At 61.1% G+C, this 24,569-nt stretch carries 21 protein-coding genes; 11 read left to right on the top strand and 10 right to left on the bottom strand.

The window, feature by feature from the left end; translation table 11 throughout:
• Window positions 1-6 precede the first annotated feature (6 nt).
• The 6 genes from J3P95_RS02340 to yccS all read left to right on the top strand — a co-directional run bounded on the left by J3P95_RS02340 (window position 7) and on the right by yccS (window position 9,613).
• The gene (locus tag J3P95_RS02340) at window positions 7-1,449 is read left to right on the top strand and encodes a TldD/PmbA family protein (protein WP_434578868.1); all 1,443 of its coding nucleotides are present in this window, start codon (window positions 7-9) and stop codon (window positions 1,447-1,449) included.
• Window positions 1,449-2,786: a TldD/PmbA family protein gene (locus J3P95_RS02335; RefSeq protein ID WP_434578869.1), complete on the top strand. Its 1,338-nt coding sequence runs from the start codon at window positions 1,449-1,451 to the stop codon at window positions 2,784-2,786. The genes J3P95_RS02340 and J3P95_RS02335 overlap by 1 nt, the downstream gene beginning before the upstream one ends.
• Window positions 2,787-2,990: 204 nt before the next feature.
• Window positions 2,991-4,418: a multidrug transporter subunit MdtD gene (mdtD, locus tag J3P95_RS02330; RefSeq protein WP_434560402.1), complete on the top strand. Its 1,428-nt coding sequence runs from the start codon at window positions 2,991-2,993 to the stop codon at window positions 4,416-4,418.
• 179 nt (window positions 4,419-4,597) lie between these two features.
• Window positions 4,598-5,935, top strand: coding sequence for an ATP-dependent RNA helicase DbpA (gene dbpA, locus J3P95_RS02325; protein ID WP_283557418.1), 1,338 nt, complete (start codon window positions 4,598-4,600; stop codon window positions 5,933-5,935).
• A 182-nt stretch (window positions 5,936-6,117) separates the two neighbouring features.
• A complete protein-coding gene (locus tag J3P95_RS02320; protein ID WP_434560400.1) occupies window positions 6,118-7,296 on the top strand; it encodes an NAD(P)/FAD-dependent oxidoreductase in 1,179 nt (392 codons plus the stop codon).
• A 145-nt stretch (window positions 7,297-7,441) separates the two neighbouring features.
• Complete coding sequence (yccS, locus tag J3P95_RS02315; protein ID WP_434560398.1) at window positions 7,442-9,613, top strand: YccS family putative transporter; 2,172 nt, start codon at window positions 7,442-7,444, stop codon at window positions 9,611-9,613.
• 89 nt (window positions 9,614-9,702) lie between these two features.
• Here yccS and J3P95_RS02310 read toward each other — a convergent pair whose 3' ends face one another.
• The gene (locus tag J3P95_RS02310) at window positions 9,703-10,440 is read right to left on the bottom strand and encodes a substrate-binding periplasmic protein (protein WP_434578871.1); all 738 of its coding nucleotides are present in this window, start codon (window positions 10,438-10,440) and stop codon (window positions 9,703-9,705) included.
• Window positions 10,441-10,699: 259 nt separating this feature from the next.
• On the opposite strand from J3P95_RS02310, the gene J3P95_RS02305 reads away from it, so the two are divergent.
• Entirely contained in the window at window positions 10,700-11,152 is a 453-nt protein-coding gene (locus J3P95_RS02305; protein ID WP_434560394.1) for a GNAT family N-acetyltransferase, read from the top strand.
• Window positions 11,153-11,190: 38 nt separating this feature from the next.
• On the opposite strand, the gene J3P95_RS02300 is transcribed toward J3P95_RS02305, so the two are convergent.
• The 3 genes from J3P95_RS02300 to J3P95_RS02290 are packed head-to-tail and all read right to left on the bottom strand — an operon-like array spanning window position 11,191 to window position 14,160.
• Window positions 11,191-11,487 carry a winged helix-turn-helix domain-containing protein gene (locus J3P95_RS02300; protein WP_434560392.1) on the bottom strand — a complete coding sequence of 99 codons (297 nt, stop codon included), beginning with the start codon at window positions 11,485-11,487 and terminating at the stop codon, window positions 11,191-11,193.
• Window positions 11,488-11,491: 4 nt separating this feature from the next.
• The gene (locus J3P95_RS02295; protein WP_434578874.1) at window positions 11,492-11,995 is read right to left on the bottom strand and encodes a M48 metallopeptidase family protein; all 504 of its coding nucleotides are present in this window, start codon (window positions 11,993-11,995) and stop codon (window positions 11,492-11,494) included.
• Between the two features lie 41 nt (window positions 11,996-12,036).
• Window positions 12,037-14,160, bottom strand: a complete 2,124-nt coding sequence (locus tag J3P95_RS02290) for a putative bifunctional diguanylate cyclase/phosphodiesterase (RefSeq protein ID WP_434578876.1) — start codon at window positions 14,158-14,160, stop codon at window positions 12,037-12,039.
• Between the two features lie 323 nt (window positions 14,161-14,483).
• Between J3P95_RS02290 and J3P95_RS02285 the strand changes: the two genes are divergently transcribed.
• The 3 genes from J3P95_RS02285 to J3P95_RS02275 all read left to right on the top strand — a co-directional run bounded on the left by J3P95_RS02285 (window position 14,484) and on the right by J3P95_RS02275 (window position 16,869).
• The gene (locus J3P95_RS02285) at window positions 14,484-15,152 is read left to right on the top strand and encodes a polysaccharide lyase family 7 protein (protein WP_434560386.1); all 669 of its coding nucleotides are present in this window, start codon (window positions 14,484-14,486) and stop codon (window positions 15,150-15,152) included.
• Window positions 15,153-15,458: 306 nt separating this feature from the next.
• A complete protein-coding gene (locus J3P95_RS02280) occupies window positions 15,459-16,127 on the top strand; it encodes a polysaccharide lyase family 7 protein (RefSeq protein WP_434560384.1) in 669 nt (222 codons plus the stop codon).
• Window positions 16,128-16,584: 457 nt separating this feature from the next.
• Complete coding sequence (locus J3P95_RS02275; protein ID WP_434578878.1) at window positions 16,585-16,869, top strand: fructose-bisphosphate aldolase; 285 nt, start codon at window positions 16,585-16,587, stop codon at window positions 16,867-16,869.
• Between the two features lie 195 nt (window positions 16,870-17,064).
• Here J3P95_RS02275 and fba read toward each other — a convergent pair whose 3' ends face one another.
• From fba to tkt, 6 genes are all read right to left on the bottom strand, one after another.
• Window positions 17,065-18,129 (bottom strand): class II fructose-bisphosphate aldolase, encoded by a 1,065-nt coding sequence (fba, locus tag J3P95_RS02270; RefSeq protein WP_003177554.1) that lies wholly within the window; start codon window positions 18,127-18,129, stop codon window positions 17,065-17,067.
• Window positions 18,130-18,277: 148 nt separating this feature from the next.
• Entirely contained in the window at window positions 18,278-18,613 is a 336-nt protein-coding gene (locus tag J3P95_RS02265; protein WP_434560380.1) for an MliC family protein, read from the bottom strand.
• 57 nt (window positions 18,614-18,670) lie between these two features.
• Window positions 18,671-18,895 carry a hypothetical protein gene (locus J3P95_RS02260; RefSeq protein ID WP_434560378.1) on the bottom strand — a complete coding sequence of 75 codons (225 nt, stop codon included), beginning with the start codon at window positions 18,893-18,895 and terminating at the stop codon, window positions 18,671-18,673.
• A 31-nt stretch (window positions 18,896-18,926) separates the two neighbouring features.
• Window positions 18,927-20,090 carry a phosphoglycerate kinase gene (locus tag J3P95_RS02255; protein WP_434560376.1) on the bottom strand — a complete coding sequence of 388 codons (1,164 nt, stop codon included), beginning with the start codon at window positions 20,088-20,090 and terminating at the stop codon, window positions 18,927-18,929.
• Window positions 20,091-20,114: 24 nt separating this feature from the next.
• Window positions 20,115-21,170, bottom strand: coding sequence for an erythrose-4-phosphate dehydrogenase (gene epd / locus J3P95_RS02250; RefSeq protein WP_434578881.1), 1,056 nt, complete (start codon window positions 21,168-21,170; stop codon window positions 20,115-20,117).
• A 146-nt stretch (window positions 21,171-21,316) separates the two neighbouring features.
• Entirely contained in the window at window positions 21,317-23,314 is a 1,998-nt protein-coding gene (gene tkt, locus J3P95_RS02245; RefSeq protein WP_434560374.1) for a transketolase, read from the bottom strand.
• A 254-nt stretch (window positions 23,315-23,568) separates the two neighbouring features.
• Between tkt and J3P95_RS02240 the strand changes: the two genes are divergently transcribed.
• A complete protein-coding gene (locus J3P95_RS02240) occupies window positions 23,569-24,564 on the top strand; it encodes an ArsR/SmtB family transcription factor (RefSeq protein ID WP_434560372.1) in 996 nt (331 codons plus the stop codon).
• Window positions 24,565-24,569 lie beyond the last annotated feature (5 nt).

The raw sequence follows: 24,569 nt of genomic DNA, 5'->3' as shown, positions 1-24,569 counted from the left end.
GGTTCCATGTTCGATTTCCACCCCCAGCTCAAGCAGCGGTTTGCTGCGCTGCGCACGGGCGCCGAGTTCTTCTCCTTGCGTTATGTCCGCGAGTCCGGCCAGCACCTGTCGGTGCGCAAGAATGTCGCCGAACCGCCCAGCCTGAGCCGCGACGAAGGCGCGATGCTCACCGCGCGAGTCAACGGCGTCGAGGCTTATGCGGCCACCAACGACTTGTCCCAGGCCGGTCTGCAAGCGGCGCTGGCACGGGCCGAGCAACAGGCCCGCCAGCTCAAGCCCCACGCCTTGCTCGACTTGCGCGAGCAATCGGTGTCCAGCGACCGCGCCGATTATTTCTCTCCTCATTTCGACCAGGCCTTCCCTCCACTGGGCGATTGCTTCCAGTTGCTTGGCGACGAGTCGGCGGCAGTGCCGGCGGACGAGCGCCTGGTGAACTGGCAAGTGAGCATTGGCCTGACCCAGGTCGAACAGATCTACCTCAACAGTGCCAGTGCCGAACTGCGCCAGGCCCAGCGTTACATTTACCCGGCTTTGGACGTGACCGCTTTCGACGGGCAAGACAGCCAGACCCGAACCTTGGGCCGCGAGAACTTCGGCCAGCAAGGCGGCTTCGATGTCATCCGCCGCTGCGGCCTGATCGGTGCCGGCCCGAAAATCGCCGGCCAGGCGCTGCAACTGCTGATGGCGCCGAACACCCCGCAAGGGCCGCGCGACCTGCTGCTCATGCCCGACCAGATGATGCTGCAGATCCATGAATCCATCGGTCATCCGCTGGAACTGGATCGCATCCTGGGGGACGAGCGCAATTACGCCGGCACCAGCTTCGTCAAGACCAGCGATTTTGGACAGCTGCAATACGGCTCCAATCTGCTGAACGTGACCTTCGACCCGGACATTCCCGAAGAACTGGCCAGTTACAGCCATGACGACGACGGCACCGCCGCGAGCAAGCAGTTCCTGATTCGAGAAGGCCTGTTGCTGCGACCCTTGGGCGGCGCGTTGTCGCAGTTTCGCGCCGGCCTCGACGGTGTCGCCAACAGCCGCGCCTGCGGTTGGAATCGGCCGCCCATCGACCGCATGGCGAACCTGAACATCGAGCCCGGCGACCAGACCCTGGAGCAATTGATTCAGGGCATCGAGCACGGTGTGCTGATGCGGACCAACCGCTCCTGGTCGATCGACGACGCTCGCAACAAATTCCAGTTCGGCTGCGAATGGGGCCAATTGATCGAGAACGGCGAGCTCAAGGGCGTGGTGAAGAACCCCAACTACCGAGGCATCTCCGCGCAATTCTGGAAGAGCCTGAAGGCGGTGGGCGATTCCAGCACGTCGCAAGTCCTGGGCACGCCAAACTGTGGCAAGGGCGAGCCGAACCAGGTGATCCGCGTCGGCCACGCGTCGCCGGCCTGTGTGTTCAGCAATGTCGATGTGTTTGGGGGAGACGCCTGATGAGTACGGTCACTAATGAGTCAGGGGCGTTCAAGGCGTTGGTCGATTGGTTGCGCAATGCGTTGCACGGCCCTGAACAATTCACCCTGGGCTATGCCGCCGAATCCTCGGCTTTCGTGCGTTTCAACCACGGCAAGGTTCGCCAGGCCGGACAGGTGCAGCAGGCCAACGTCAGTCTCAAGTTGATCGACGAGGGCCGTCATGCCGACTTGCAGATCACCTTGTCCGGCGACACCGAGACCGACCTGCAACGCTTGGCCGAGGGCTTGCAACAATTGCGCGACACCTTGCCTCTGCTGCCAGCCGATCCCTACCTGCTGCTCAATCACAATCACTGGCAGAGCAACAATGTGCAGGATCATTCGCTGCCCGAGACCGCGCAGGCCGTCGCTGAAATCACCCGCGCCGCCGAAGGCCTGGACCTGGTCGGTTTTTACGCCGCCGGCCCCATCAGCCGTGGCTTCGCCAGTTCCTCGGGGGCATTTGGCTGGCATCAGGCCAACAGCTTCAATTTCGACTTCAGCTTGTTTCATGACAACGGCCAGGCCGTAAAGGCAAGCTATGCCGGACACGCATGGAGCAGTGAGGAATTCGCCCGGCGCTTCGAGCAAGCCCGCGAACAATTGACGTTTCTTGGCCGGCCACTGCGCACGCTGCCGCCTGGCGAGTACCGCGCCTACCTGGCGCCGGCTGCGCTGGAGGAAATCATGGGCATGCTCAGTTGGGGTGGGTTCTCGGCGCGGGCAATCGCCAGCAAGCAAAGCCCGCTGCAGAAGTTCTATGCCAACGAAGCCAACTTCAGCCCCAACGTGTGGCTGACGGAGCAGGTCAGCGGCTCCTTGAGCCCGGCATTTTCCGACGAAGGCTATCCACGCGATGACCTGGCGCTGATTGCCAAGGGCACGGCCAATGCCCGGTTGGTCAATTCCCGCAGCGCCGCCGAATACGGCGTCACCGCCAACGGCGCCAGCAGCTACGAATACCCGACAGCGCTGGAAATGAAAGAAGGTCACTTGGAGCAAAGGCATGTGCTTGAGGAACTCGGCACTGGCTTGTACATCAGTAACCTGTGGTATCTGAATTATTCCGACCAACCGGCCGCGCGCCTGACCGGCATGACCCGCTTCGCCACGTTTTGGGTCGAGAACGGCCAGATCCAGGCACCGGTCAGCACCATGCGTTTCGACGACAGCGTCTACAGCCTGCTCGGTTCGCAACTCGAAGGCCTGACCCAGGAGCGGGAACTTCTTCTCTCGGCCAGTACCTACAGCCAGCGGGCGACGGCCTCGATGTTGTTGCCGGGGGCGTTGGTGAAGCGCTTGACGTTGACGTTGTAGCACCAAGAAGATGGCTTCACCCTCCTGTGGCGAGGGAGCTTGCTCCCGCTCGGCTGCGAAGCAGTCGTAATCCAGGCGACGCGATCTTTCAGGCATACCGTGTTGGCCGGTTGGGGGTGCTTCGCCCCCCAGCGGGAGCAAGCTCCCTCGCCACAAGAGCGTCCTTGCCACAGGTAATTGTTCAATTTTAATGCAAGAGGTCCCATGCCCAACCGCGCCCCACTCGACGCCGTCACCGCCCGCTGGCTTCCGTGGGTCGTGGCGATTGCTTTCTTCATGCAGTCCCTGGACGGGACCATCCTCAACACCGCCCTGCCTGCCATGGCCAGCGACCTGGCGGAGAACCCGCTGCGCATGCAAGGCGTGATCATCGCCTACATGCTCACGGTGGCCCTGCTGATCCCGGCCTCGGGCTGGATCGCCGACCGCTTTGGCACCAAGAAGATTTTCTTCGGCGCGATCCTGCTGTTCAGCTTCGGCTCGTTGCTGTGCGCCTTGTCCAATTCGTTGAGCATGCTGATCGGCGCCCGGGTCGTCCAGGGCCTGGGTGGCGCGCTGATGCTGCCGGTGGGCAGGCTGGTAGTTCTACGGGCGTACCCGCGTTCGGAGCTGGTGCGGATCATGGGTTTCATCACCATCCCCGGCCTGCTCGGCCCGCTGATCGGCCCGACCATGGGTGGCTGGATGGTCGAGTACCTGACGTGGCACTGGATTTTCATCATCAACCTGCCGGTGGGGGTAATCGGCTGCTATGCCGTCTGGAAATTCATTCCGGACCTGCGCGGCAGCGAGCGCACGCGGTTCGATGGGCTGGGGTTCCTGTTGTTCGGCGCGGCGATGGTGCTGATCACCATCGCCATGGAAGGCCTCGGTGAACTGCACTTGCCGCACCTGCGGGTGATGTTGCTGCTGTTTGGCGGCATGGCTTGCCTGGCGGCGTATTGGTTGCGGGCCGGGCATGTCGAGAACGCCCTGTTCCCACCGTCACTGTTCAAGACCCGGACCTTCGCCGTGGGCATTCTCGGCAACCTGTTCGCGCGCCTGGGCAGCGGCGCCCTGCCGTTTCTGGTGCCGCTGTTGCTACAGGTGGCGCTGGGCTATTCGCCGTCCCAGGCCGGGATGAGCATGTTGCCCCTGGCGGCGGCGGCGATGGTAGCCAAGTCCGTGGCCCGGCCATTGATCGAACGCCTGGGCTATCGCATCGTCTTGACCGGCAATACCGTGGCGCTGGGCGTGATGTTGGCGAGCATGGGCCTGGTCAGCGAACAGACGCCGTACTGGCTGCTGCTGGCGCAACTGGCGGTGTTGGGGGCGATCAACTCGCTGCAATTCACCGCGATGAACACCGTGACGCTGATCGACCTGGACGACGCCAGCGCCAGCAGCGGCAACAGCTTGCTGTCGGTGGTGGCGCAATTGTCCCTGAGCCTCGGCGTAGCCTGCGCCGGCGCCTTGCTCGGCGGCTTTACCGCCCAGGTCGGCAACGATGGCGTGGACACGGTATTGGGTGCGTTCCAACTGACGTTCGTGACGGTGGGGATCATGGCGATGCTGGCGGCGACGATTTTCTCCCAGTTGTCACGGGAAGACGGACGGCGGGTGAAGCGGCCGGATGAGCATATCGAGCACTAGCTTCGATAAAGCCAGATCGCCACAGGGAAATCTGTCCGCTTCGGAACTGCGCCGCAGCTCGTCCAGAACGTTCGAAGAAAGTGGCACGAGGCTGCTACACTGCGCGACATTTTGTTTTGCAGGCCAGTCCCGTGACCACCATTGCCACCGCTTTTAATACTTTGCCGCTGTCCGCCGCCATGCTGGCTAACCTCGAATCACTCGGTTATGCCCAGATGACGCCGATCCAGGCGCAAAGCTTGCCGGTGATTCTCAAGGGCATGGACCTGATCGCCCAGGCCAAGACCGGCAGTGGCAAGACCGCGGCCTTCGGCATCGGCCTGCTGAACCCGATCAACCCACGGTTCTTCGGCTGCCAGGCACTGGTGATGTGCCCGACTCGCGAGCTGGCCGACCAGGTCGCCAAGGAAATCCGTCGCCTGGCCCGCGCCGAAGACAACATCAAGGTCCTGACCTTGTGCGGCGGCGTCTCCTTCGGCCCCCAGATCGCCTCCCTCGAACACGGCGCTCACATCATTGTCGGCACGCCGGGGCGTATCCAGCAGCATCTGCGCAAGGGCTCGCTGGTGCTCGATGGCTTGAACACGCTGATCCTCGACGAAGCCGACCGCATGCTCGATATGGGTTTCTACGACGCCATCGAAGACATCATCCAGCAGACCCCGGAGCGTCGCCAGACCCTGCTGTTTTCCGCCACCTACCCGGTTGGCATCAAGCAACTGTCGTCCAAGTTCATGCGCAACCCGCAGCAAGTGAAGGCCGAGGCGTTCCACTCCGACGCGCAGATCGAGCAGCGCTTCTACGAGATCTCCCCGGAGGAGCGCATGGACGCGGTGGTCAAGGTGCTCGCGCATTTCCGTCCAGCCTCCTGCGTGGCCTTCTGCTTCACCAAGCAGCAAGTCCAGGAGACCGTTGACCACTTGACGTCCAAGGGCATCTCCGCCGTCGGCCTGCACGGCGACCTGGAACAGCGCGACCGTGACCAGGTGCTGGCGATGTTCGCCAACCGCAGCACCTCGGTGCTGGTCGCCACCGACGTGGCCGCACGCGGCCTGGACATCGACGCGCTGGACATGGTGATCAACGTCGAACTGGCCCGGGACTCGGAGATCCATATCCACCGCGTCGGCCGCACTGGCCGCGCCGGTGAGAAAGGCATCGCCATCAGCTTGGTGGCGCCGTCCGAAGCCCACCGCGCCCAGGCCATCGAGCAGTTGCAGAAATCTCCGCTGAGCTGGGACCAACTGGACAACCTCAAGTCCCAGGGCGGCGCCCCGTTGCTGCCAGCGATGAGCACCCTGTGCATCGGCGCCGGGCGCAAGGACAAGGTCCGCCCCGGCGACATCCTCGGCGCCCTGACCGGCGACGCCGGCATTCCCGGCGCCCAGGTCGGCAAGATCGCGATTTTCGATTTCCAGGCCTACGTGGCAGTGGAACGCGGGATCGCCAAACAGGCGCTGCAGCGGCTGAACGATGGCAAGATCAAGGGCCGCTCGTTGCGGGTGCGGATTCTCTGATTGCCGTTGATTCACCCTGTGGCGAGGGAGCTTGCTCCCGCTCGGCTGCGCAGCAGTCGTAATCCAGGCGATGCGATATTCCAGGTGCACCGTGTCGTCAGTTCGGGGCTGCTCGCAGCCCAGCGGGAGCAAGCTCCCTCGCCACAAAAGCTCCATACTCATCTGAATGTGAGGACACCGTTTTGCGCTCTACCGAAGTCGTGATCATTGGCGCTGGCGCCGCAGGGTTGATGTGCGCGCTGACCGCCGCCGGGCGCGGGCGGCAGGTGATGTTGCTGGACCACGCCAACAAGGCCGGCAAGAAAATCCTCATGTCGGGCGGTGGGCGCTGCAATTTCACCAACATGTACACCGAGCCTGGCAATTTTCTCTCGCAGAACCCGCATTTCTGCAAATCAGCCCTGGCCCGCTACACCCAGTGGGATTTCATCGCACTGGTGGCCAAGCACGGCGTGCCCTACCACGAGAAAAAACTCGGCCAGTTGTTCTGCGATAACAAATCCAGCGACATCCTCGCAATGCTGCTGGACGAGTGTGGCCAGGCCGGCGTGAGCTTGCACCTGGACACCTCAGTCCAACAGATCGAAAAAGCCGAAAGCGGCTATTTGTTGCAAACCACCCTTGGAACCATCAGCTGCCCATCCCTGGTGATTGCCACCGGCGGGCTGTCCATCCCAACCCTGGGCGCCACCGGTTTCGGTTATCAGGTAGCGAAACAGTTTGGCCATGAGCTGCTGCCGACCCGCGCCGGGCTGGTGCCGTTCACCATCACCGATCAGCTCAAGGCCCTTTGCACCGAGCTTTCCGGCACGTCGGTGGATTGCCTGGTCAGCTGCAACGAGCAGAGTTTTCGCGAGAACATCCTGTTCACCCATCGCGGCCTGAGCGGCCCAGCGATCTTGCAGATTTCGTCGTTCTGGGAGCCGGGCGACACGGTGCAAATCAACCTGCTGCCTGACCACGACGTGCCGCAATGGCTGCAACAGCAACAGGCCGAGCGCCCCAACAGCGAACTCAAGACGCTGCTCAGCGAGCTGTTCACCAAAAAAATGGCCAACCTGCTGGCCGATACCTGGTTCGTCTCCAAACCGATGAAGCAATACACCCACTCGGAGCTGGCCGACATCGCAGAGAAACTGGCGAGCTGGAACGTGATCCCTGCCGGCACCGAAGGCTATCGCACCGCCGAAGTCACCTTGGGCGGCGTCGACACGCGGGAAGTCTCGTCCAAGACCATGGAATCGCTCAAAAGCCCAGGGCTGTATTTCATTGGTGAAGTGCTGGACGTCACCGGCCATCTGGGCGGATTCAATTTCCAATGGGCCTGGGCTTCCGGCTATGCGGCGGCGCAGTACGTCTGATCCCACCTGTGTTGAGCCTGCCTCTGTGGCGAGGTGCGTCATTGCCTCCGGGAACACTTTTTGCTGTCGCAAGTGATCGTCGCCATTGCATCGGCGTCATTACTGCCTCAATTTAGCGTCATTGTCCGTCAGGCCCTTGCACTTCATGTCATCGACCTCGTTTAGCCAATCCTTGCGTCGCCTCTGGGCGTTGGACAAATTCAGTTATAGCGTGCGGGTGTTCATCGCCCTGACCGGCAGCATGGGGCTGTGCTGGTATCTGGATAAGATGGCGCTGCTGATCCCGCTGTTCCTGGGCATCATCGCCAGCGCCCTGGCCGAGACCGACGACAGTTGGCAGGGCCGCCTCAATGCGCTGGCCGTGACATTGGTCTGTTTCACTGTCGCCGCGCTGTCGGTGGAGTTGCTGTTTCCCTACCCAGTCCTGTTCATCGTCGCCCTGGCCCTGGCGGCTTTTGGCCTGACCATGCTCGGCGCCTTGGGCGAGCGTTATGGCGCAATTGCCTCGGCCACCCTGATTCTTTCCGTCTATACGATGATCGGCGTGGATCAGCGCGGCGGCGCGGTCACCGATTTCTGGCATGAGCCCTTGCTGCTGGTGGCCGGCGCCGCATGGTATGGCCTGCTCTCGGTGCTGTGGCATGCGTTGTTTTCCAACCAGCCGGTGCAGCAGAGCCTGGCGCGGTTGTTCCGCGAGCTGGGACGCTACCTGAAACTCAAGTCATCGCTGCTTGAGCCGATCCGTCACCTGGATATCGAAGCCCGCCGCCTGGAACTGGCCCAACAGAATGGCCGCGTGGTCGCCGCGCTCAATAACGCCAAGGAAATCATCCTGCATCGCGTCGGTAATGGCCGGCCGGGCTCGAAAGTCAGCCGCTACCTCAAGCTGTACTTCCTCGCCCAGGACATCCATGAACGCGCCAGTTCTTCCCACTACCCCTACAACGCGCTGGCCGAAGCTTTTTTCCACAGTGACGTGCTGTTCCGCTGCCAACGCCTGCTGCGCCAGCAAGGCAAGGCCTGCCAGGCACTGGCGGAGTCGATCCAGCTGCGCCAGCCGTTCGTCTACGACGACAGCTTCGCCGAAGCCTTGAACGATTTGCACGCGTCCCTCGAGCATCTGCGCATCCAGAGCAACCCGGCCTGGCGCGGCTTGCTGCGATCGTTGCGGGCCTTGTCGGTCAACCTCGGCACCATGGACCGATTGCTCAGCGATGCAAGCAACCCCGACGCCCTGGCCGACGCCACCGACAGCAGCCTGCTGGACCGCTCGCCGCGCAACCTCAAGGACGTCTGGCTGCGCTTGCGCACTCAACTGACGCCCACCTCGCTGCTGTTCCGTCATGCCCTGCGCTTGCCCCTGGCCCTGAGCGTGGGTTACGCCATGGTGCATCTGATCCACCCATCCCAGGGCTATTGGATCATTCTCACCACCTTGTTCGTCTGCCAACCCAACTACGGCGCCACCCGGCGCAAGCTCGGCCAGCGGATCATCGGCACCGCCATCGGCCTGACGGTGGCCTGGGCGTTGTTCGACCTGTTTCCCACCCCGCTGGTGCAGTCATGCTTCGCCATTGCCGCCGGGGTGGTGTTCTTTACCAACCGCACCACGCGCTACACCCTGGCGACAGCGGCGATCACCATCATGGTGCTGTTCTGCTTCAACCAGGTCGGAGACGGCTACGGGCTGCTGCTGCCAAGGCTGTTCGATACCTTGCTTGGCAGTCTGATCGCCGGGCTGGCAGTGTTCCTGTTCCTGCCGGACTGGCAGGGCCGGCGGCTGAACAAGGTGCTGGCCAACACGCTGACCTGCAACAGCATCTACCTGCGCCAGATCATGCAGCAGTACGCGGCGGGCAAAAGCGACGACCTGGCCTATCGCCTGGCCCGACGCAACGCCCACAACGCCGACGCGGCGCTATCGACCACGCTGGCGAACATGTTGATGGAGCCGGGGCATTTCCGGAAGGAAGCCGATGTGGGGTTCCGCTTCCTGGTGCTGTCCCACACCCTGCTCAGCTACCTGTCGGGGTTGGGCGCCCACCGGGGCACCGAGTTACCGGCGGAGGTTCGCGAGCAACTGATCAACGGCGCGGGCGTGAAGCTGGCGACGAGCATCGATGAAATCGCCCAGGGCTTGGCGAGCAAGCAACCGATTGCCATCCAGAGCGACGAAGAAGAAGCCCTCGCCAGTGAGCTGGAGCAGATGCCCGATGAAATCGACGAGGGCCAGCGGCTGGTGCAGACACAACTGGGTTTGATCTGCCGCCAACTGGGACCTTTGCGCACACTGGCAGCGCACCTGATGAAGGCCTGACGGGGCGAGCTTCAAGCCTCAAGCTGCAAGTCAAGCTGGTGGCGCCCTGCTTGCAGCTCGAAGCTTGAAGCTTGAAGCTGCTCTTACCCCTACATCCCGTGCGCCTTCAATAACTTCTGATAACTTCCATCCGCTTTCATCGCCGCGATCTCCCGATCGAACCCGGCAACGATCTGCGCATGCTCGGGATTCTTCAGGCTGACCAGGATACGCAGGCTGTTTTCACTCAACGGCTTGGGTAGAAATTCCACGGCATTACGCACCTTGGCGGATTCACGACTCAGGTAATAACGGGCGACGTATTCATCCTCCAGGGTCAGCTTCACCCGGTCGGCGACCAGCATGCGAACGCCCATCGCAAAGTTGTGCACAGGGACTTTCTGCACCTGCCCGTCCTCATCGAACGCTTTGGAATAGGCGTAACCGCGTACCACCGCGATGGGAAATTCGTACAGTTGCTGCAGGTTATCGAAGTCAATGTCCGCGTCCTTGCGCTTGATGAAGCGCACGCGATTGCGCAGGTATTCGGCCGAGAACTGGCCCACATGGGTGCGCTCCTCGGCGTACCAGGCGTTGATCAGCACGTCGTAGCGTCCTTCGCTGATACCCAGCATTGCCCGGGCCCAGGGCACCTGCTCGAAGTCGCTGGCATACCCCGCCCGCGCCAGCGCCGTGGTGACAATATCGGTCGCCAAGCCACCGTTGACCAGCGTCGAGTCGGTAAAGGGCGGCCAGGCATCGGCGACCAAGCGCAGCTTTTGCGCGCAGGCGTCGTGGCTCAGCAACAGCAACCCGACCAAAGCAACAGCTCGATGCAATCGCGGCATGCCAAACATCCTTGACGGGTTCAAAGCCCGGTTTGTTTTTAGCCCGATACTCAAGGGATATCCTGGGATATCCGGTCCTAACGTTAGCTTATCGAAGCCGCTGCGCAGTGCTGGATTGAAGATTACACAAAGAAGACAAGGTCGCGACACATCGATGATGGCATTTTGGCCTTTGTCACAGATTTTCCGACAAACCGCAGAAAGACATCCAAGGCCAGGGCGCCTAATATCGGCATCAAGTTCTCAAGGAAATTCAAAAATGGAAATCGAATGGGTCTGCAAACATCACAGTGACCTGAGTAAGGAACAGCTCTACGCCATTCTGAAACTGCGTGCCGATGTGTTCGTCGTCGAACAGAACTGCGCCTACCCGGACGTCGACGGACTGGATCTGGAGGGTGATACGTGCCACTTGATGGCATGGCAGGACAATCACTTGGTGGCCTACCTTCGCTTGCTCGATCCCCATTCGCAGAACAGCGATGTGGTGATTGGCCGGGTCGTCATCGCGCCCAACGCCCGAGGTCAGGGGCTGGGGCACATACTGATGGAGCAGGCCCTCAAGCAGGCCGAAAGGCACTGGCCTGGGACGTCGATCTCATTGTCGGCCCAGGCGCATCTGCAAGGGTATTACCGGCGGTATGGGTTTGAAGCGGTAGGTGTCGAGTACCTGGAAGATGGGATTCCACACATCGGCATGCATCGACCTTAAGGCTCGCGAAGGCGCCAACGCTGCCATCCGCCAATTCCTCAGGGATACTCCAGCACCGCTTTGATCCGATCCAGATTCTGCTCGATCCACCGCCGATCAATAGCGCCCCAATCGCGAATCCGGTAACGCCCGGCATGGTTCCGGGCGCCCTGCTCTTGCTCGAATTCGCAAGTGATATCCAGGTCAGCCAGTGCCGCGACAGTATCCTGGGCGGTGCGCCTGGGCATGCCGGTGGACTCGGTGAGGGCGGGAATGTTACTGGCCGTGTCGCTGTCGATCAGGTACGCCACATACAAGCGGCGGTAGAAGCTGCTCTTGGTCTTGCTGACGTCCATACGGTCATTCCTTGTCTTGTTGCAGATCCCGCCAGGTGAGGTAAACCCGCAAGTCGAATTCAACTTGGTGGTAGCCCGGCAGCATGTGCTCGCACAGCTGGTAGAAGGCCTTGTTGTGGTCCGACTCCTTGAAGTGGGCCAACTCGTGCACCACGATCATCTTCAGGAATTCAGGCGCCGCGTCCTTGAACAGCGAAGCAATACGAATTTCCTTCTTGGCCTTGAGCTTGCCGCCCTGCACTCGCGACACCGCCATGTGCAAGCCAAGTGCGCGATGAGTCAAGTCGAGGCGATTGTCGAACAGCACCTTGTCGATTGCCGGGGCGTTACGCAGGTACTGCTGCTTGAGGTCCAGCGCGTAACCGTACAACGCCTTGTCGCTCTGGATCGGATGGCGGCCGGGATAACGCTCGCGCAGGTATTCATCCAGTCGATCCTGGGCAATCAATTGTTGCACCTGGGCTTGCAGGGCGGTGGGGTACGCCTGGAGGTATTTGAGCACGGTCATCGGACGGCAACACAATCAATGAGGCCGCCAGTGTAGCGAATTCAGGCCTGCACCGCGCTCCAGTCGAACGGCCGGGCAAAGGCATCGGTGTCCTCGGCCATCAAGGGCCGCGCGACGAGGAAGCCCTGCACGTATTCGCAGCCATGGTCCTTGAGCCACTGATATTGCGCCTGAGTCTCGACCCCCTCGGCGATCACCCGCAAGCCTAGATGAATGCATAAATCGATCACCGAGGCGGCCAGCGCGGCATCCCGTGGCGAGTCCGGCAAACGGGCGATCAAATGCCGGTCCAGCTTGAGCGTATCGAGTTCCAAGTCGCGCAGATGCGTCAGCGAGCAGGGGCCGGAACCGAAATCGTCCAGCGCGACCCGCACCCCCAAGTGGCGCAACAGCCGCAACTGCTTATGGGTCTCGTCCGGGTTGCGCATCAGTGCATCCTCGGTCACCTCGACCTCCAATTGCCGAGGCTTCAACGCATGGCGCTCCAGAACCTGACGCAGTTCGGTCACCAGGTTGGGCATGCCGAACTGGGTGCTGCTCAGGCTCACCGCCAGCACCAGGTCATCGGCGAAAAAGCGTTCCCAGACTTTGCGCTGGGCCGCGCTGCGATGGTAAATCCAACTGCCAAGCCGACTGATCAGTCGCGCCTCCTCCAGCAAGGGCAGGAACAAGCCCGGCGGCACGTCCCCGACGCTCGGATGCTGCCAGCGCAACAGCGCCTCGAACCCGCGGATCCGCCCGTCGCGAATGTCCACTTGCGGCTGATAGACCATATTGAAGTCACGGTTCTCGATTGCTGAGCGCACGCTTTCTTCAAGCATCAACCGTGAACGGGCTCGACCGTTCATTTCGTGGTCGTAAAAACGATATTGCTGGCGACCGGCACGCTTGGCTTCGTACATGGCAATGTCGGAGGCGCGCAACAAACCATCCAGATTGGAGCCGCAGTCCGGGTAGGTCGCAATACCGATACTGGCGCCCAACGCCACGTCCATGCCTTCGATCTGCTGGCAGACCGAGACGCGCTCGATGAGCTTTTCGGCAATCTTGGCTGCTTGCTCGGGCACTTCCAGATCCAGCAAGGCCGTGAACTCATCACCGCCCAGTCGCGCCAGGATGTCGAACGGACGCAGGCAAGCTTTCAATTGTTCCGACACCCAGCGCAACACTCGGTCGCCGGCATCGTGTCCCAGGGAATCATTGACGCGCTTGAAGCCGTCGAGGTCCAGGTACAGCAGCACCCAGTTGCTCTCCGACCGTTCGCTGCGCATCAACAGGTTTTCCGCCGTCTGATAAAACCCCCTGCGGTTGAGCAAACCGGTCAGCGGGTCAGTAACAGCCTGGAATTCGAGTTGCTGATGTAGATGGCGGACCACCGACATGTCTTGGAGCGTCACCACCATGGCCTTTTGTTCCGAAGACAGCGGCGCGCAAGACAAGGCCACCGACACTTGCTGGCCGGGCGCGGTGCGCAACACGGCGTCGTGCAGGCGCCAGGTTTCGCCCCGCTGATAAGCCGTATGGATCTGCGAACCCACCCAATCGGGAATGTGGGGTTTTTGCAGGAAATCCAAGAACGCCCTTCCTTGCAACAGGTCGGCGGTGGCGTTGAGCAAACGGCACGTGGAAGGGTTGGCGAAACGGATGCACCCGCTCTCATCCACCACCAGGATGCCTTCGGCGGCGTTGTCCAGTACCGAGGCGTTGAAGGCCCGGGCGGCTTCCAGATCCTGGCTCAGGCGCTGCAAGGCCCGGCGGTTGCGCTGGTGCTCCAGCAAGGCATGAACCTTGGGCTTGAGGATTTGCGGGTCGAACGGCTTGAACAGGTAATCCACCGCGCCATTGGCGTAGCCCTTGATGACCGCGTCCTGGGATTGCTCATTGGCCGTCAGGAAAATAATCGGCGTAAGCCGCGTTCGCTGGCTGCCGCGCATCAGGCGCGCCACCTCGAAGCCGTCCATGTCCGGCATCTGCACATCCAGCAGCACCAGGTCGATGTCATGCTCAAGCAGCAGGTTCAAGGCCTCGACCCCGGAGGCTGCGGTCATGACCTGCCAATCCGGGCGCTGCAACAACGCTCGCATGCTGAGCAGGTTTTCAGGGTAATCATCAACAATTAACAGGACAGAGCTGTCTTCGCCAAACGGGGGTTGCGCGCATTCCATGCTGCTTCTCTTATCGGACGCCATGCCTGCCTTATAGAGCAAGGCGGACAAAATACAGTGATCTCACTCTAGACCGGCTTTCTGAAAAGCAGTAGATGTCAACACGCCATCATCCAGGCAAAGCCCGAAATAGCCGACTAACGGTCACCCTTCTCAGGCACAGAAACTGCAATGACCCATTCGACGAACAATTGACGTCAAACATTCGCCGAACGGTCAACAAGAAAAAGCCCCTCTCCAGCGTTTCGACACGCTTCAAAGGGCGGTTTAAAGCCTCCCGACACGGCGTACCCACTCTTACATCCGATACGCAGGACCTAGACATGATCGATCTCGCAACCTGGAACTTGAGCATTCCTGAAGGCGCACCACCGGCGACCATCCAAACCTCGCAACTGGTACAAGGTTTCAAGAACCAGTACTTCAACGCTGAAACCGGCACCGTGTTTTTCTGGGTCCCCGTCACGGGCGCCACGACGGCCAACGCCATTTACCCTCGCAGCGAGCTGCGCGAAACCAACAGCGACGGCACGTTGCGCAACTGGTTATACCCGGCTGCGGATAACAAGCTGGCCGCCACCCTGACCGTCGGCCAGGTGCCGAGCACCGGCAAGCTGGTGATTGGCCAGATCCACGCCAAGGACAGCACCAGTCCCATGGTAAAGCTGGAATACCAGTACAAGACCTACAGTTCCACCGGCAACATCGTCGCCAAGGTGCGCATGCGCCCTGATGATGCAGCGGGCCAGGTCATTACCATTGCCACGGGCATCAAGCTCAACCAGCCGTTCTCGTACCTTATCCACCTCAACCGTGCAGGTCTCTTGACCATCAGCGGTGCCGGTTATCAGTGGAGTGGCACAGTCAACAGCACCTGGAGCAACAAGCCGCTGTACTTCAAGGCAGGTGTCTACGTGCAGGACAACACCGGCTACGCCACTGAAGGCGGGAAAGCGACCTTCAGCCTGCTGGATATCGATCACAACCTCTAAGCTCGCCCCCCGAGCAGCAGCATGGATCGCTGCTTGCCCGCAGCCGACTCGCTCCCCTTCGATCAACGTTGCAAGGGCACCGCCAAAAAGCCATCGTTCAATAAAAATTTGACGCTACCGACCAACGGTCAATTATCTGCGGCACAAAATCGGTAATCCCTACTCTGACGGACTGCTGACGCCAATCCTCCGCCGAACGAACGTGCCAAATGTTTGTCCGCGCGCCTGCCGGCGTCCGCAGAAAGCGCGTCTTAGAGCCTCAGGCTGTGGCGTAAATCATTTCTTCTTCTCAGAAAGGATCCGAACATGGTCGACCTTGCAACCTGGAACCTGAGCATCCCCGAAGGCAGCCCGCCGAAGACCATCGAAACACCTCGATTGGTGAACGGGTTCAGGGACAAGTATTTCAACTCCGAAGGCAGCACGGTCTATTTCTGGTCACCCGTCACCGGTTCCAAGACTGAAAATGCGATCTATCCGCGCAGCGAATTGCGCGAAACCTACAGAGACGGCACCCTGCGCAACTGGCTGTACCCCGAGGCCGACAATCAATTGCGCGCGACGCTGGTGGTCAATCAGGTTCCCAGCAGCGGCAAGATTGTCATTGGTCAGATCCATGCCAAGGACAGCAACAAACCGATGGTGAAGCTGGAATACCAGTTCAAGGACGCCACCAACACCGGCAACATCGTCGCCAAGGTGCGCATGCGCCCCGATGACAGCAAAAGCCGGGTCATCACGGTGGCGACAGGCGTGAAGCTTGACCGGGCCTTTTCTTATCGGATACACCTTGATCGCACCGGCGACCTGGGCATCACCGCTGCGGGTAATAGCTGGTACACCACGGTCGGCGGCGCCTGGCGGGTCAAGCCGCTGTACTTCAAGGCTGGGGTGTATGTGCAGGACAACAGTGGCTATACCAGTGAAGGCGGCAAGGTGACGTTCAGCAAGTTGGACATCGATCACAACACCTGAGATTTCACTTCCGAAAATCTCGTAGGAAAACACCCTCTTGTGGCGAGAGGATTTATCCCCGCTGGGCTGCGAACCGGCCCCTCTTCTCGCCAGACCTACCGCATGCACCGTTTTACGGGGGCTGCGCCCCCGAGCGGGAGCAAGCTCCCTCGCCACAGGGGCGGTGCGTCCTACAGGGTCGATTTTGGCCTCGAAAATTTCCTCTATAGTTCGGCGGGTCTGCTGGCTTTGGTCAGTGGACGAGGGTTTCGCAGCCCGTGTGAGTTAGAATCACGACCGTCAGAAATCGACATAGGCCTCTCCTGCCGACGTCGGCTTTTCATGGCGGCTGTGTGTGGGAGATCTTCGGGTCTGCCGGGCTTCTAACTCCTCGGTCTGCGAACCCGCACATGGCTGCCACCCAATTTGTTTCGCAGCGAACGGTGGCAAATACTTTTTCTTGAGTTAGAGGTTTGTCATGAAAGCCGAACAATTGCTCAGCCGCTTCACTCCGCTCACGCCGATCGCCACCACCCACCCCGTCCTGTTCATCGATAAAACCGCCCCACTGACCGAGCTTCACGCCTGCGCCAGCGAGCGCCTGCACGCGACTCTCGACTACTTGACGCTCATGGCCTGCGCCACCCTGCGCGATTCGGCTGCCGGTGACTTCAACACCCTCGCCAATGTCGCTCGGATTCTGGTCCAGGATGTCACCGACGTGTTCGGTGTCATTGAACAACATGTCCTCGAAGACCAATAAAGCCCTCGCGGTGGGAGACGATCCTCAGTGGGGGCGAGCTTGCTCGCGATAGCGGTGGGTCATTGACAGGGATGCTGGCTGACACAGCGCTATCAAGTTCTGTGTGCATATCTATTACTGCGGTAACGGATATATACCCAAATCCCAAACATAAAAAACCCGCATCACTGCGGGTTTTTCAACAACGCTAAACCATCAATTAACCTTAGCGTTCAACTCGCCCTTCAAATACCGCTGATACATCGCTTCCAACGAGATCGGCTTGATCTTCGAAGCATTCCCCGCCGTACCAAACGCCTCATAACGCGCAATGCACACATCACGCATCGCCGTCACGGTCGCACCGAAGAACTTACGCGGGTCAAACTCGCTCGGGTTGGTCGCCATCAAGCGACGCATGGCACCGGTAGAAGCCAAACGCAGGTCGGTGTCGATGTTGACCTTGCGCACGCCGTACTTGATGCCCTCGACGATTTCCTCAACCGGCACGCCGTAGGTTTCCTTGATGTCGCCGCCGTACTGGTTGATGATCGCCAGCCACTCCTGCGGCACCGAGGACGAGCCGTGCATCACCAAGTGGGTGTTAGGGATGCGCTTGTGGATTTCCTTGATGCGGTCGATGGCCAGGACGTCGCCGGTCGGCGGCTTGGTGAACTTGTAGGCGCCGTGGCTGGTGCCGATGGCGATGGCCAGGGCGTCGACCTGGGTTTTCTTGACGAAGTCGGCGGCTTCTTCCGGATCGGTCAGCATCTGGCTGTGATCTAGCACGCCTTCGGCGCCGATGCCGTCTTCTTCGCCAGCCATGCCGGTTTCCAGGGAGCCGAGGCAACCCAGCTCACCTTCCACCGAAACGCCGCAGGCGTGGGCCATGGCGACGGTCTGCTGGGTGACGCGCACGTTGTATTCGTAGTCGGTCGGGGTCTTGCCGTCTTCGCCCAGGGAACCGTCCATCATCACCGAGCTGAAGCCCAGTTGGATGGAGCGCTGACAGACGTCAGGGCTGGTGCCGTGGTCCTGGTGCATGCACACCGGGATGTGCGGGAATTCTTCGATTGCCGCCAGGATCAAGTGACGCAGGAACGGCGCGCCGGCGTATTTGCGGGCACCGGCCGAAGCCTGGACGATCACCGGGGAGTCAGTCTTGTCAGCGGCTTCCATGATGGCGCGCATCTGCTCAAGGTTGTTGACGTTAAAGGCTGGGACGCCGTAGCCGAACTCGGCTGCGTGGTCCAGCATCTGACGCATGCTGATAAGTGCCATTGTGTGTGTCTCTCCCGGTCGAGGGTCGTTAATCGTGCCAGCCTGCCGGAGCGGCGGCGGCTATTCAAGTCATTGCGAGGTCGGGAAACCCGGCCTGCGTGTTCGGTGTTGCAAGAATCGTAGCGCGGGCCCAAAGCTTGGAATCAGCTTATTGAGCCTTGCAGCCACGCCCAATCAAGTCATTGGTGGCGACCCAATACGCCAGGCCTTCCTCGCCTTTTACGTGAAACGCCAGCATGTCATCACTGTACAGCGAACCTTCAGCGCCCGGTTCCAGCTTGAGGTGATAGACCTTCTCGGCGCCTCCCAGGCGTACGTCGACTTCCTTGTGAGCAGCATCGGCATAACGCCAGAGCACCTTGGCCTCGCTGTCACACGTCCAGCTCGTCCAGCCCTCTACGGCAGGCTCGGACGACTGGAAAAAACCCAGTTGCGAGCAACCGGCCAACAACGCCAATGCCACAACGGCGATAAAGCCTTTCATCCGTGTTCCTCGGCTGACGGCCCGCGCCGCCCGCCCTGAGTTAAAGAGTCTGACCCGTCAAGGGCAACCATGTTCCTTGACCGGCGCTTGCGTCTCGTATTTATCCAGGCCGTCCGGGCCGGATCGCTTGTTCAGCACCGGGTTGGTCTCGGCCTGCCAGTCAGCCTGGTAGCAGCCATCCTCGGGCGTTGGCGCCGCGGTATCGGGCGCCGTGGCTTTCGGGCTGCTCGCGCAGGCCGCCAGCAATGTCGCGGCCATCAGCGTCATGAACGTCTTGACCATCGGAACACTCCTTTGCCTGGTCAACGCTGCCTCAGGCCTTGGCCCGGCTTTCCAGGACTTCCACGGCCGGCAGCACTTTGCCTTCGACGAACTCGAGGAACGCGCCGCCACCGGTAGAAATGTAGGAGATCTGCTCGGCCACGCCATATTTATCGATGGCCGCCAGGGTGTCTCCGCCGCCGGCGATGGAGAACGCGTTGCTTTCGGCGATGGCCTGAGCCAGCACCTTGGTGCCGTTGCCGAACTGGTCGAACTCGAACACACCGACCGGACCGTTCCACAGGATAGTCTTGGAAGATTTCAGCAGTTCGGCAAAGTTGGCGGCGGTTTGTGGGCCGATGTCGAGGATCATGTCGTCCTCGGCCACGTCGGCGATCAGCTTGACGGTGGCGGTGGCGCTCTCGGCGAACTCCTTGGCGACGACCACGTCCACCGGCAGCGGCACGCTGACCTTGCCGGCGATTTCACGGGCGGTGTCCAACAGGTCCGGTTCGTACAGTGACTTGCCGACTGGGTGACCGGCGGCGGCGAGGAAAGTGTTGGCGATGCCGCCGCCGACGATCAACTGGTTGCAGACCTGGCTCAGGCTGTTGAGCACGTCCAGCTTGGTGGAAACCTTGGAGCCGGCAACGATAGCAGCCATCGGTTGGGCCGGAGAGCCCAGGGCCTTGCCCAGTGCGTCCAGTTCGGCCGCCAGCAGCGGGCCGGCAGCGGCGATTTTGGCGAATTTCGCCACGCCATGGGTCGAGCCCTCGGCACGGTGAGCGGTGCCGAACGCGTCCATCACGAACACGTCGCACAGGGCGGCGTATTGCTGGGCCAGCTCATCAGCGTTCTTTTTCTCGCCCTTGTTGAAGCGCACGTTTTCGAACAGCACGACGTCGCCGGCCTTCACGTCGACGCCGCCCAGGTAATCGGCCACCAGCGGCACGTCGCGGCCCAGGGCCTTGCTCAGGTAGTCAGCGACGGGCTTGAGGCTGTTTTCGGCTGAGAACTCTCCCTCGGTCGGGCGGCCCAGGTGGGAGCAGACCATCACGGCCGCGCCTTTTTCCAGGGCCAGCTTGATGGTCGGCAGCGAGGCCAGGATACGCGCGTCGCTGGTGACAACACCGTCCTTGACGGGGACGTTGAGGTCTTCGCGGATCAGTACGCGCTTACCTTGCAGATCGAGGTCGGACATCTTCAACACGGTCATGGGTCGCAATTCCTGGGTAACTGTTTAGAGAGCAGGTTTATTGGAAGCTATTTGCAGGTAATGCTCGGCAACGTCCAGCATTCGATTGGCAAAACCCCACTCGTTGTCGAACCAGGCCAGGATGTTCACAAGCCTGGGCCCGGAAACACGGGTCTGGCTGGCATCGACGATGGCCGAATGTGGGTCGTGGTTGAAATCACAACTGGCATGAGGCAACTCGGTGTAGGCCAGGAGGCCTTTGAGCGGGCCGCTGGTGGCGGCTTCGCGCAGGATCCGGTTGACCTCGGTGGCGTCGGTATCGCTCACGGTCTGCATCGTAATGTCGAGGCAGGACACGTTGACCGTCGGCACCCGCACGGCTTTGGCCTGAATTCGTCCCGCAAGTTCCGGCAACAGCCGTTCGATGCCGCGCGCCAGACCAGTGGACACCGGGATCACCGACTGAAAGGCCGAACGGGTACGACGCAAATCCTCATGATGATAAGCGTCGATCACCGGCTGGTCGTTCATCGCCGAGTGAATAGTGGTAATCGACACGTACTCCAAGCCAATGGCCTGGTCCAGCAGGCGCAACAGCGGCACGCCGCAGTTGGTGGTGCAGGACGCGTTGGACACCAGCAGCTCTTCGCCGGTCAGGCAATCCTGGTTCACCCCGTAGACGATGGTGGCATCGACATCCGCTTCGCTGGCCATCGGCTGGGAGAACAGCACCCGTGGCGCGCCAGCTGCGAGGAAACGCTGGCCATCGTCGCGGGTGTTGTAGGCACCGGAGCATTCAAGCACTAGATCAACGCCCAGGGACGCCCAATCAATGCCTTCAGGAGTGGCGCTGCGCAGGACTTTCACGCAATCGCCATTGATATGCAGACAATCGCCCTCGACCCGCACTTCGCCGGGGAACCGGCCGTGGGTGGAGTCAAAGCGTGTCAGGTATTCGATGCTGGCCATGTCAGCCAGATCATTGATCGCCACGATTTCGAAACCGGCCGAGGCCCCTCGCTCGAACAACGCACGCAAGACGCAACGACCAATGCGGCCGTAGCCGTTGAGTGCAACTTTGTAGGGACGCGGTTGGGGCATGGGGTTCTCTGATCGGGTTGAACCACTAGGGCAGCGTCGTCTGGGCCAGCGCTATCGCAGGCAAGCCCGCTCCCACAAGACCGGTAGAACCGTGTGGAGGGCGAGCTTGCTCACGATAGCGTCTGAACAGGTAGCCTGTTTACGGATCAGTCTTCCAGCAGTTCTTCAGCCTGACCCAGGATATTTTCCAGGGTGAAGCCGAATTCCTCGAACAGCGCCGGCGCAGGGGCCGACTCGCCGTAGGTGGTCATGCCGATGACGCGGCCTTCCAGGCCAACATACTTGTACCAGTAATCGGCGTGGGCGGCTTCAATGGCAATCCGCGCGCTGACTTGCAGCGGCAGCACGGCCTGCTTGTAGCCGGCATCCTGGGCATCGAACACGCTGGTGCACGGCATGGACACGACGCGCACGTTGCGGCCCTGCGCGGTCAGCTTGTCAAACGCCTGAACGGCCAGGCCCACTTCCGAACCGGTCGCGATCAGGATCAGTTCAGGCTCGCCGATGCAGTCCTTGAGCACGTAGCCGCCGCGGGTGATGTCGCTGATCTGGCCGGCATCGCGCTCCTGATGCTGCAGGTTCTGACGCGAGAAGATCAGCGCTGACGGACCGTCGTTACGCTCGATGGCGTATTTCCAGGCCACGGCCGATTCCACGGCGTCGCATGGGCGCCAGGTGTCCAGGTTCGGCGTGCAGCGCAGGCTCGCCAGTTGCTCGATCGGCTGATGCGTCGGGCCGTCTTCGCCCAGGCCGATGGAGTCGTGGGTGAACACATACAGGATGCGTTTTTTCATCAGCGCCGACATGCGCACGGCGTTGCGGGCGTATTCCATGAACATCAGGAAGGTCGCGCCGTAAGGCACCAGGCCACCATGCAGGGCAACGCCGTTCATGATCGCGCTCATGCCGAACTCACGAACGCCGTAGTACATGTAGTTGCCGCTGGCGTCTTCGGCGGTCACGCCCTTGCAGCCTTTCCACAGCGTCAGGTTGGAACCGGCCAGGTCTGCCGAACCGCCGAGCAGTTCCGGCAACAGCGGGCCAAAGGCGTTCAGGGTGTTCTGGCTGGCCTTGCGACTGGCGATGGTCTCGCCCTTGGCCGCGACTTCAGCGATATAGGCAGAAGCCTTCTCGGCGAAATCGGCCGGCAGCTCGCCGCTGAGACGACGCACCAGCTCGTTGGCCAGCTCAGGGAATTCGGCGGAATAGGCCGCGAAACGCTGGTCCCACTCGGCTTCGGCCGCGCGGCCTTTTTCCTTGGCGTCCCATTCGGCATAGATGTCGGCCGGGATTTCGAACGGACCGTGCTCCCACTTCAGCGCGGCGCGGGTCAGGGCGATTTCCTCGGCACCCAGTGGCGCGCCATGGCAATCTTCCTTGCCTTGCTTGTTCGGCGAGCCGAAACCGATGGTGGTCTTGCAGCAGATAAGGGTCGGCTGGGTGCTCTTGCGAGCGGTCTCGATGGCGATCTTGATTTCTTCAGGGTCGTGACCGTCGACGTTGCGGATCACCAGCCAGTTGTAGGCCTCGAAACGCCTCGGGGTGTCGTCGGTGAACCAGCCTTCGACTTCGCCGTCGATGGAAATCCCGTTGTCATCATAGAACGCGATCAGCTTGTCCAGGCCCAGGGTGCCGGCCAGGGAAGCGACTTCATGGGAAATACCTTCCATCATGCAGCCATCACCCAGGAACACGTAGGTGTGGTGATCGACAACGTTGTGACCTGGACGATTGAACTGCGCGGCCAGGACTTTTTCTGCCAAGGCAAAACCCACGGCATTGGCCAGGCCCTGGCCCAATGGACCGGTGGTGGTTTCCACGCCCGGGGTGTAGCCGTATTCCGGGTGGCCCGGGGTGCGGCTGTGCAGCTGGCGGAAGTTTTTCAGGTCATCGATCGACAGGTCATAACCGGTCAGGTGCAGCAGCGAGTAGATCAACATCGAGCCGTGGCCGTTGGACAGCACGAAGCGGTCACGGTCAGCAAACGCTGGGTTGCTCGGGCTGTGCTTGAGGTAGTCGCGCCACAGCACCTCGGCGATATCCGCCATACCCATGGGGGCACCGGGATGGCCGCTGTTGGCCTTTTGCACGGCATCCATGCTGAGGGCACGAATGGCATTGGCACGCTCACGACGGCTGGGCATCGCTGATCTCCTGGGTTTTGAATAACGAAACTGAAAAAAGGCGAGCATTTTCCCTCACCCACCCGCCTTGGGCAATCAGATAGTCGTCCAAAGGCGATATTTGCGGCGGATAACGTCGCATTAGCTGGGTGAAACCTTTCCGCTGATGGTGGGTAGAGTCACGCCTCCTTCGGGAAGTGCCATTTATCGAGCAATATCAAAACTTTTTGATATTGCCCTTGCGATGGGCCAGACCGGTCACTAGACTGCCGCCCATGAATTTACGCGTGCCTTCCATTCGCCATGACGATTGCGATGAGCTGGCGGCCCTTTGCAAGGCCGGCGGCGATCCGTTGCGGCTCAATGTATTGCGCGCCCTGGCCAACGACTCGTTCGGCGTTCTGGAACTGGCGCAGATCTTCGGCATCGGCCAATCCGGCATGAGCCATCATCTGAAGGTGCTGGCCCAGGCCGACCTGGTGGCGACGCGCCGTGAAGGCAACGCCATTTTCTACCGCCGCGCCCTGCCCCACACCGAGCTGCTGGGCGGCAAGCTGCATGCAGCGTTGCTGGAAGAGGTGGACGAGCTGGACTTGCCGCTGGACGTGCAGGCCCGGATCGCCCAGGTGCACGGGCAACGAGCCGCCGCCAGCCAGGACTTTTTCGCCCGGGTGGCGGAGAAATTTCGCGCCCAGCAGGACCTGATCGCAGGACTGCCGCAATACCGTGACAGCGTCGTGGCGCTGCTGGACAAGCTGAGCTTCGAGCCCACCGCCACGGCGATGGAAGTCGGCCCCGGCGACGGTGCATTCCTGCCGGAACTGGCGCGGCGCTTCAGCCAGGTGACCGCCCTGGACAACAGCCCGGCGATGCTCGAACTGGCCCGCCAGGTGTGCGAGCGCGAGTCCCTGGCGAATGTCAGGCTGCAACTGGCCGACGCCCTGAACGGCGTGAGCCTGCAGGCCGATTGTGTTGTATTGAACATGGTGCTTCATCATTTCGCCGCACCGGCCGATGCGCTCAAGCACATGGCCAATCTGCTGCAACCGGGCGGTAGCCTGTTGGTGACAGAGTTATGCAGCCACAACCAGAGTTGGGCCAAGGAGGCCTGCGGTGATCTATGGTTGGGGTTTGAACAGGACGATCTGGCCCGTTGGGCCACCGCTGCGGGCCTCGTGCCCGGGGAAAGCCTCTATGTGGGCTTACGTAATGGTTTCCAGATTCAGGTCCGCCATTTTCAGCGACCGGCTGGCGACACTCACCATCGGTAACTTGT

Origin of the sequence: Pseudomonas sp. Z5-35, assembly GCF_051131945.1 — a bacterium.
GTDB classification, from domain to species: Bacteria; Pseudomonadota; Gammaproteobacteria; order Pseudomonadales; family Pseudomonadaceae; genus Aquipseudomonas; species Aquipseudomonas marvdashtae.
Note: the sequence above shows the minus strand (reverse complement) of the source record. Positions and strands in the feature narration are given on the sequence as shown.

What these genes read in the sequence shown, in the direction of transcription:
- J3P95_RS02255 (WP_434560376.1), bottom strand. Translation starts at nt 20,090, where the DNA reads ATGACCGTGTTGAAGATGTCCGACCTCGATCTGCAAGGTAAGCGCGTA.
- epd (WP_434578881.1), bottom strand. Translation starts at nt 21,170, where the DNA reads ATGCCCCAACCGCGTCCCTACAAAGTTGCACTCAACGGCTACGGCCGC.
- yccS (WP_434560398.1), top strand. Translation starts at nt 7,442, where the DNA reads ATGTCATCGACCTCGTTTAGCCAATCCTTGCGTCGCCTCTGGGCGTTG.
- tkt (WP_434560374.1), bottom strand. Translation starts at nt 23,314, where the DNA reads ATGCCCAGCCGTCGTGAGCGTGCCAATGCCATTCGTGCCCTCAGCATG.
- J3P95_RS02300 (WP_434560392.1), bottom strand. Translation starts at nt 11,487, where the DNA reads ATGGACGTCAGCAAGACCAAGAGCAGCTTCTACCGCCGCTTGTATGTG.
- J3P95_RS02340 (WP_434578868.1), top strand. Translation starts at nt 7, where the DNA reads ATGTTCGATTTCCACCCCCAGCTCAAGCAGCGGTTTGCTGCGCTGCGC.
- fba (WP_003177554.1), bottom strand. Translation starts at nt 18,129, where the DNA reads ATGGCACTTATCAGCATGCGTCAGATGCTGGACCACGCAGCCGAGTTC.
- dbpA (WP_283557418.1), top strand. Translation starts at nt 4,598, where the DNA reads ATGCTGGCTAACCTCGAATCACTCGGTTATGCCCAGATGACGCCGATC.
- J3P95_RS02290 (WP_434578876.1), bottom strand. Translation starts at nt 14,160, where the DNA reads ATGGAATGCGCGCAACCCCCGTTTGGCGAAGACAGCTCTGTCCTGTTA.
- J3P95_RS02240 (WP_434560372.1), top strand. Translation starts at nt 23,569, where the DNA reads ATGAATTTACGCGTGCCTTCCATTCGCCATGACGATTGCGATGAGCTG.
- J3P95_RS02275 (WP_434578878.1), top strand. Translation starts at nt 16,585, where the DNA reads ATGAAAGCCGAACAATTGCTCAGCCGCTTCACTCCGCTCACGCCGATC.
- J3P95_RS02280 (WP_434560384.1), top strand. Translation starts at nt 15,459, where the DNA reads ATGGTCGACCTTGCAACCTGGAACCTGAGCATCCCCGAAGGCAGCCCG.
- J3P95_RS02335 (WP_434578869.1), top strand. Translation starts at nt 1,449, where the DNA reads ATGAGTACGGTCACTAATGAGTCAGGGGCGTTCAAGGCGTTGGTCGAT.
- J3P95_RS02310 (WP_434578871.1), bottom strand. Translation starts at nt 10,440, where the DNA reads ATGCCGCGATTGCATCGAGCTGTTGCTTTGGTCGGGTTGCTGTTGCTG.
- J3P95_RS02260 (WP_434560378.1), bottom strand. Translation starts at nt 18,895, where the DNA reads ATGGTCAAGACGTTCATGACGCTGATGGCCGCGACATTGCTGGCGGCC.
- mdtD (WP_434560402.1), top strand. Translation starts at nt 2,991, where the DNA reads ATGCCCAACCGCGCCCCACTCGACGCCGTCACCGCCCGCTGGCTTCCG.
- J3P95_RS02305 (WP_434560394.1), top strand. Translation starts at nt 10,700, where the DNA reads ATGGAAATCGAATGGGTCTGCAAACATCACAGTGACCTGAGTAAGGAA.
- J3P95_RS02285 (WP_434560386.1), top strand. Translation starts at nt 14,484, where the DNA reads ATGATCGATCTCGCAACCTGGAACTTGAGCATTCCTGAAGGCGCACCA.
- J3P95_RS02265 (WP_434560380.1), bottom strand. Translation starts at nt 18,613, where the DNA reads ATGAAAGGCTTTATCGCCGTTGTGGCATTGGCGTTGTTGGCCGGTTGC.
- J3P95_RS02295 (WP_434578874.1), bottom strand. Translation starts at nt 11,995, where the DNA reads ATGACCGTGCTCAAATACCTCCAGGCGTACCCCACCGCCCTGCAAGCC.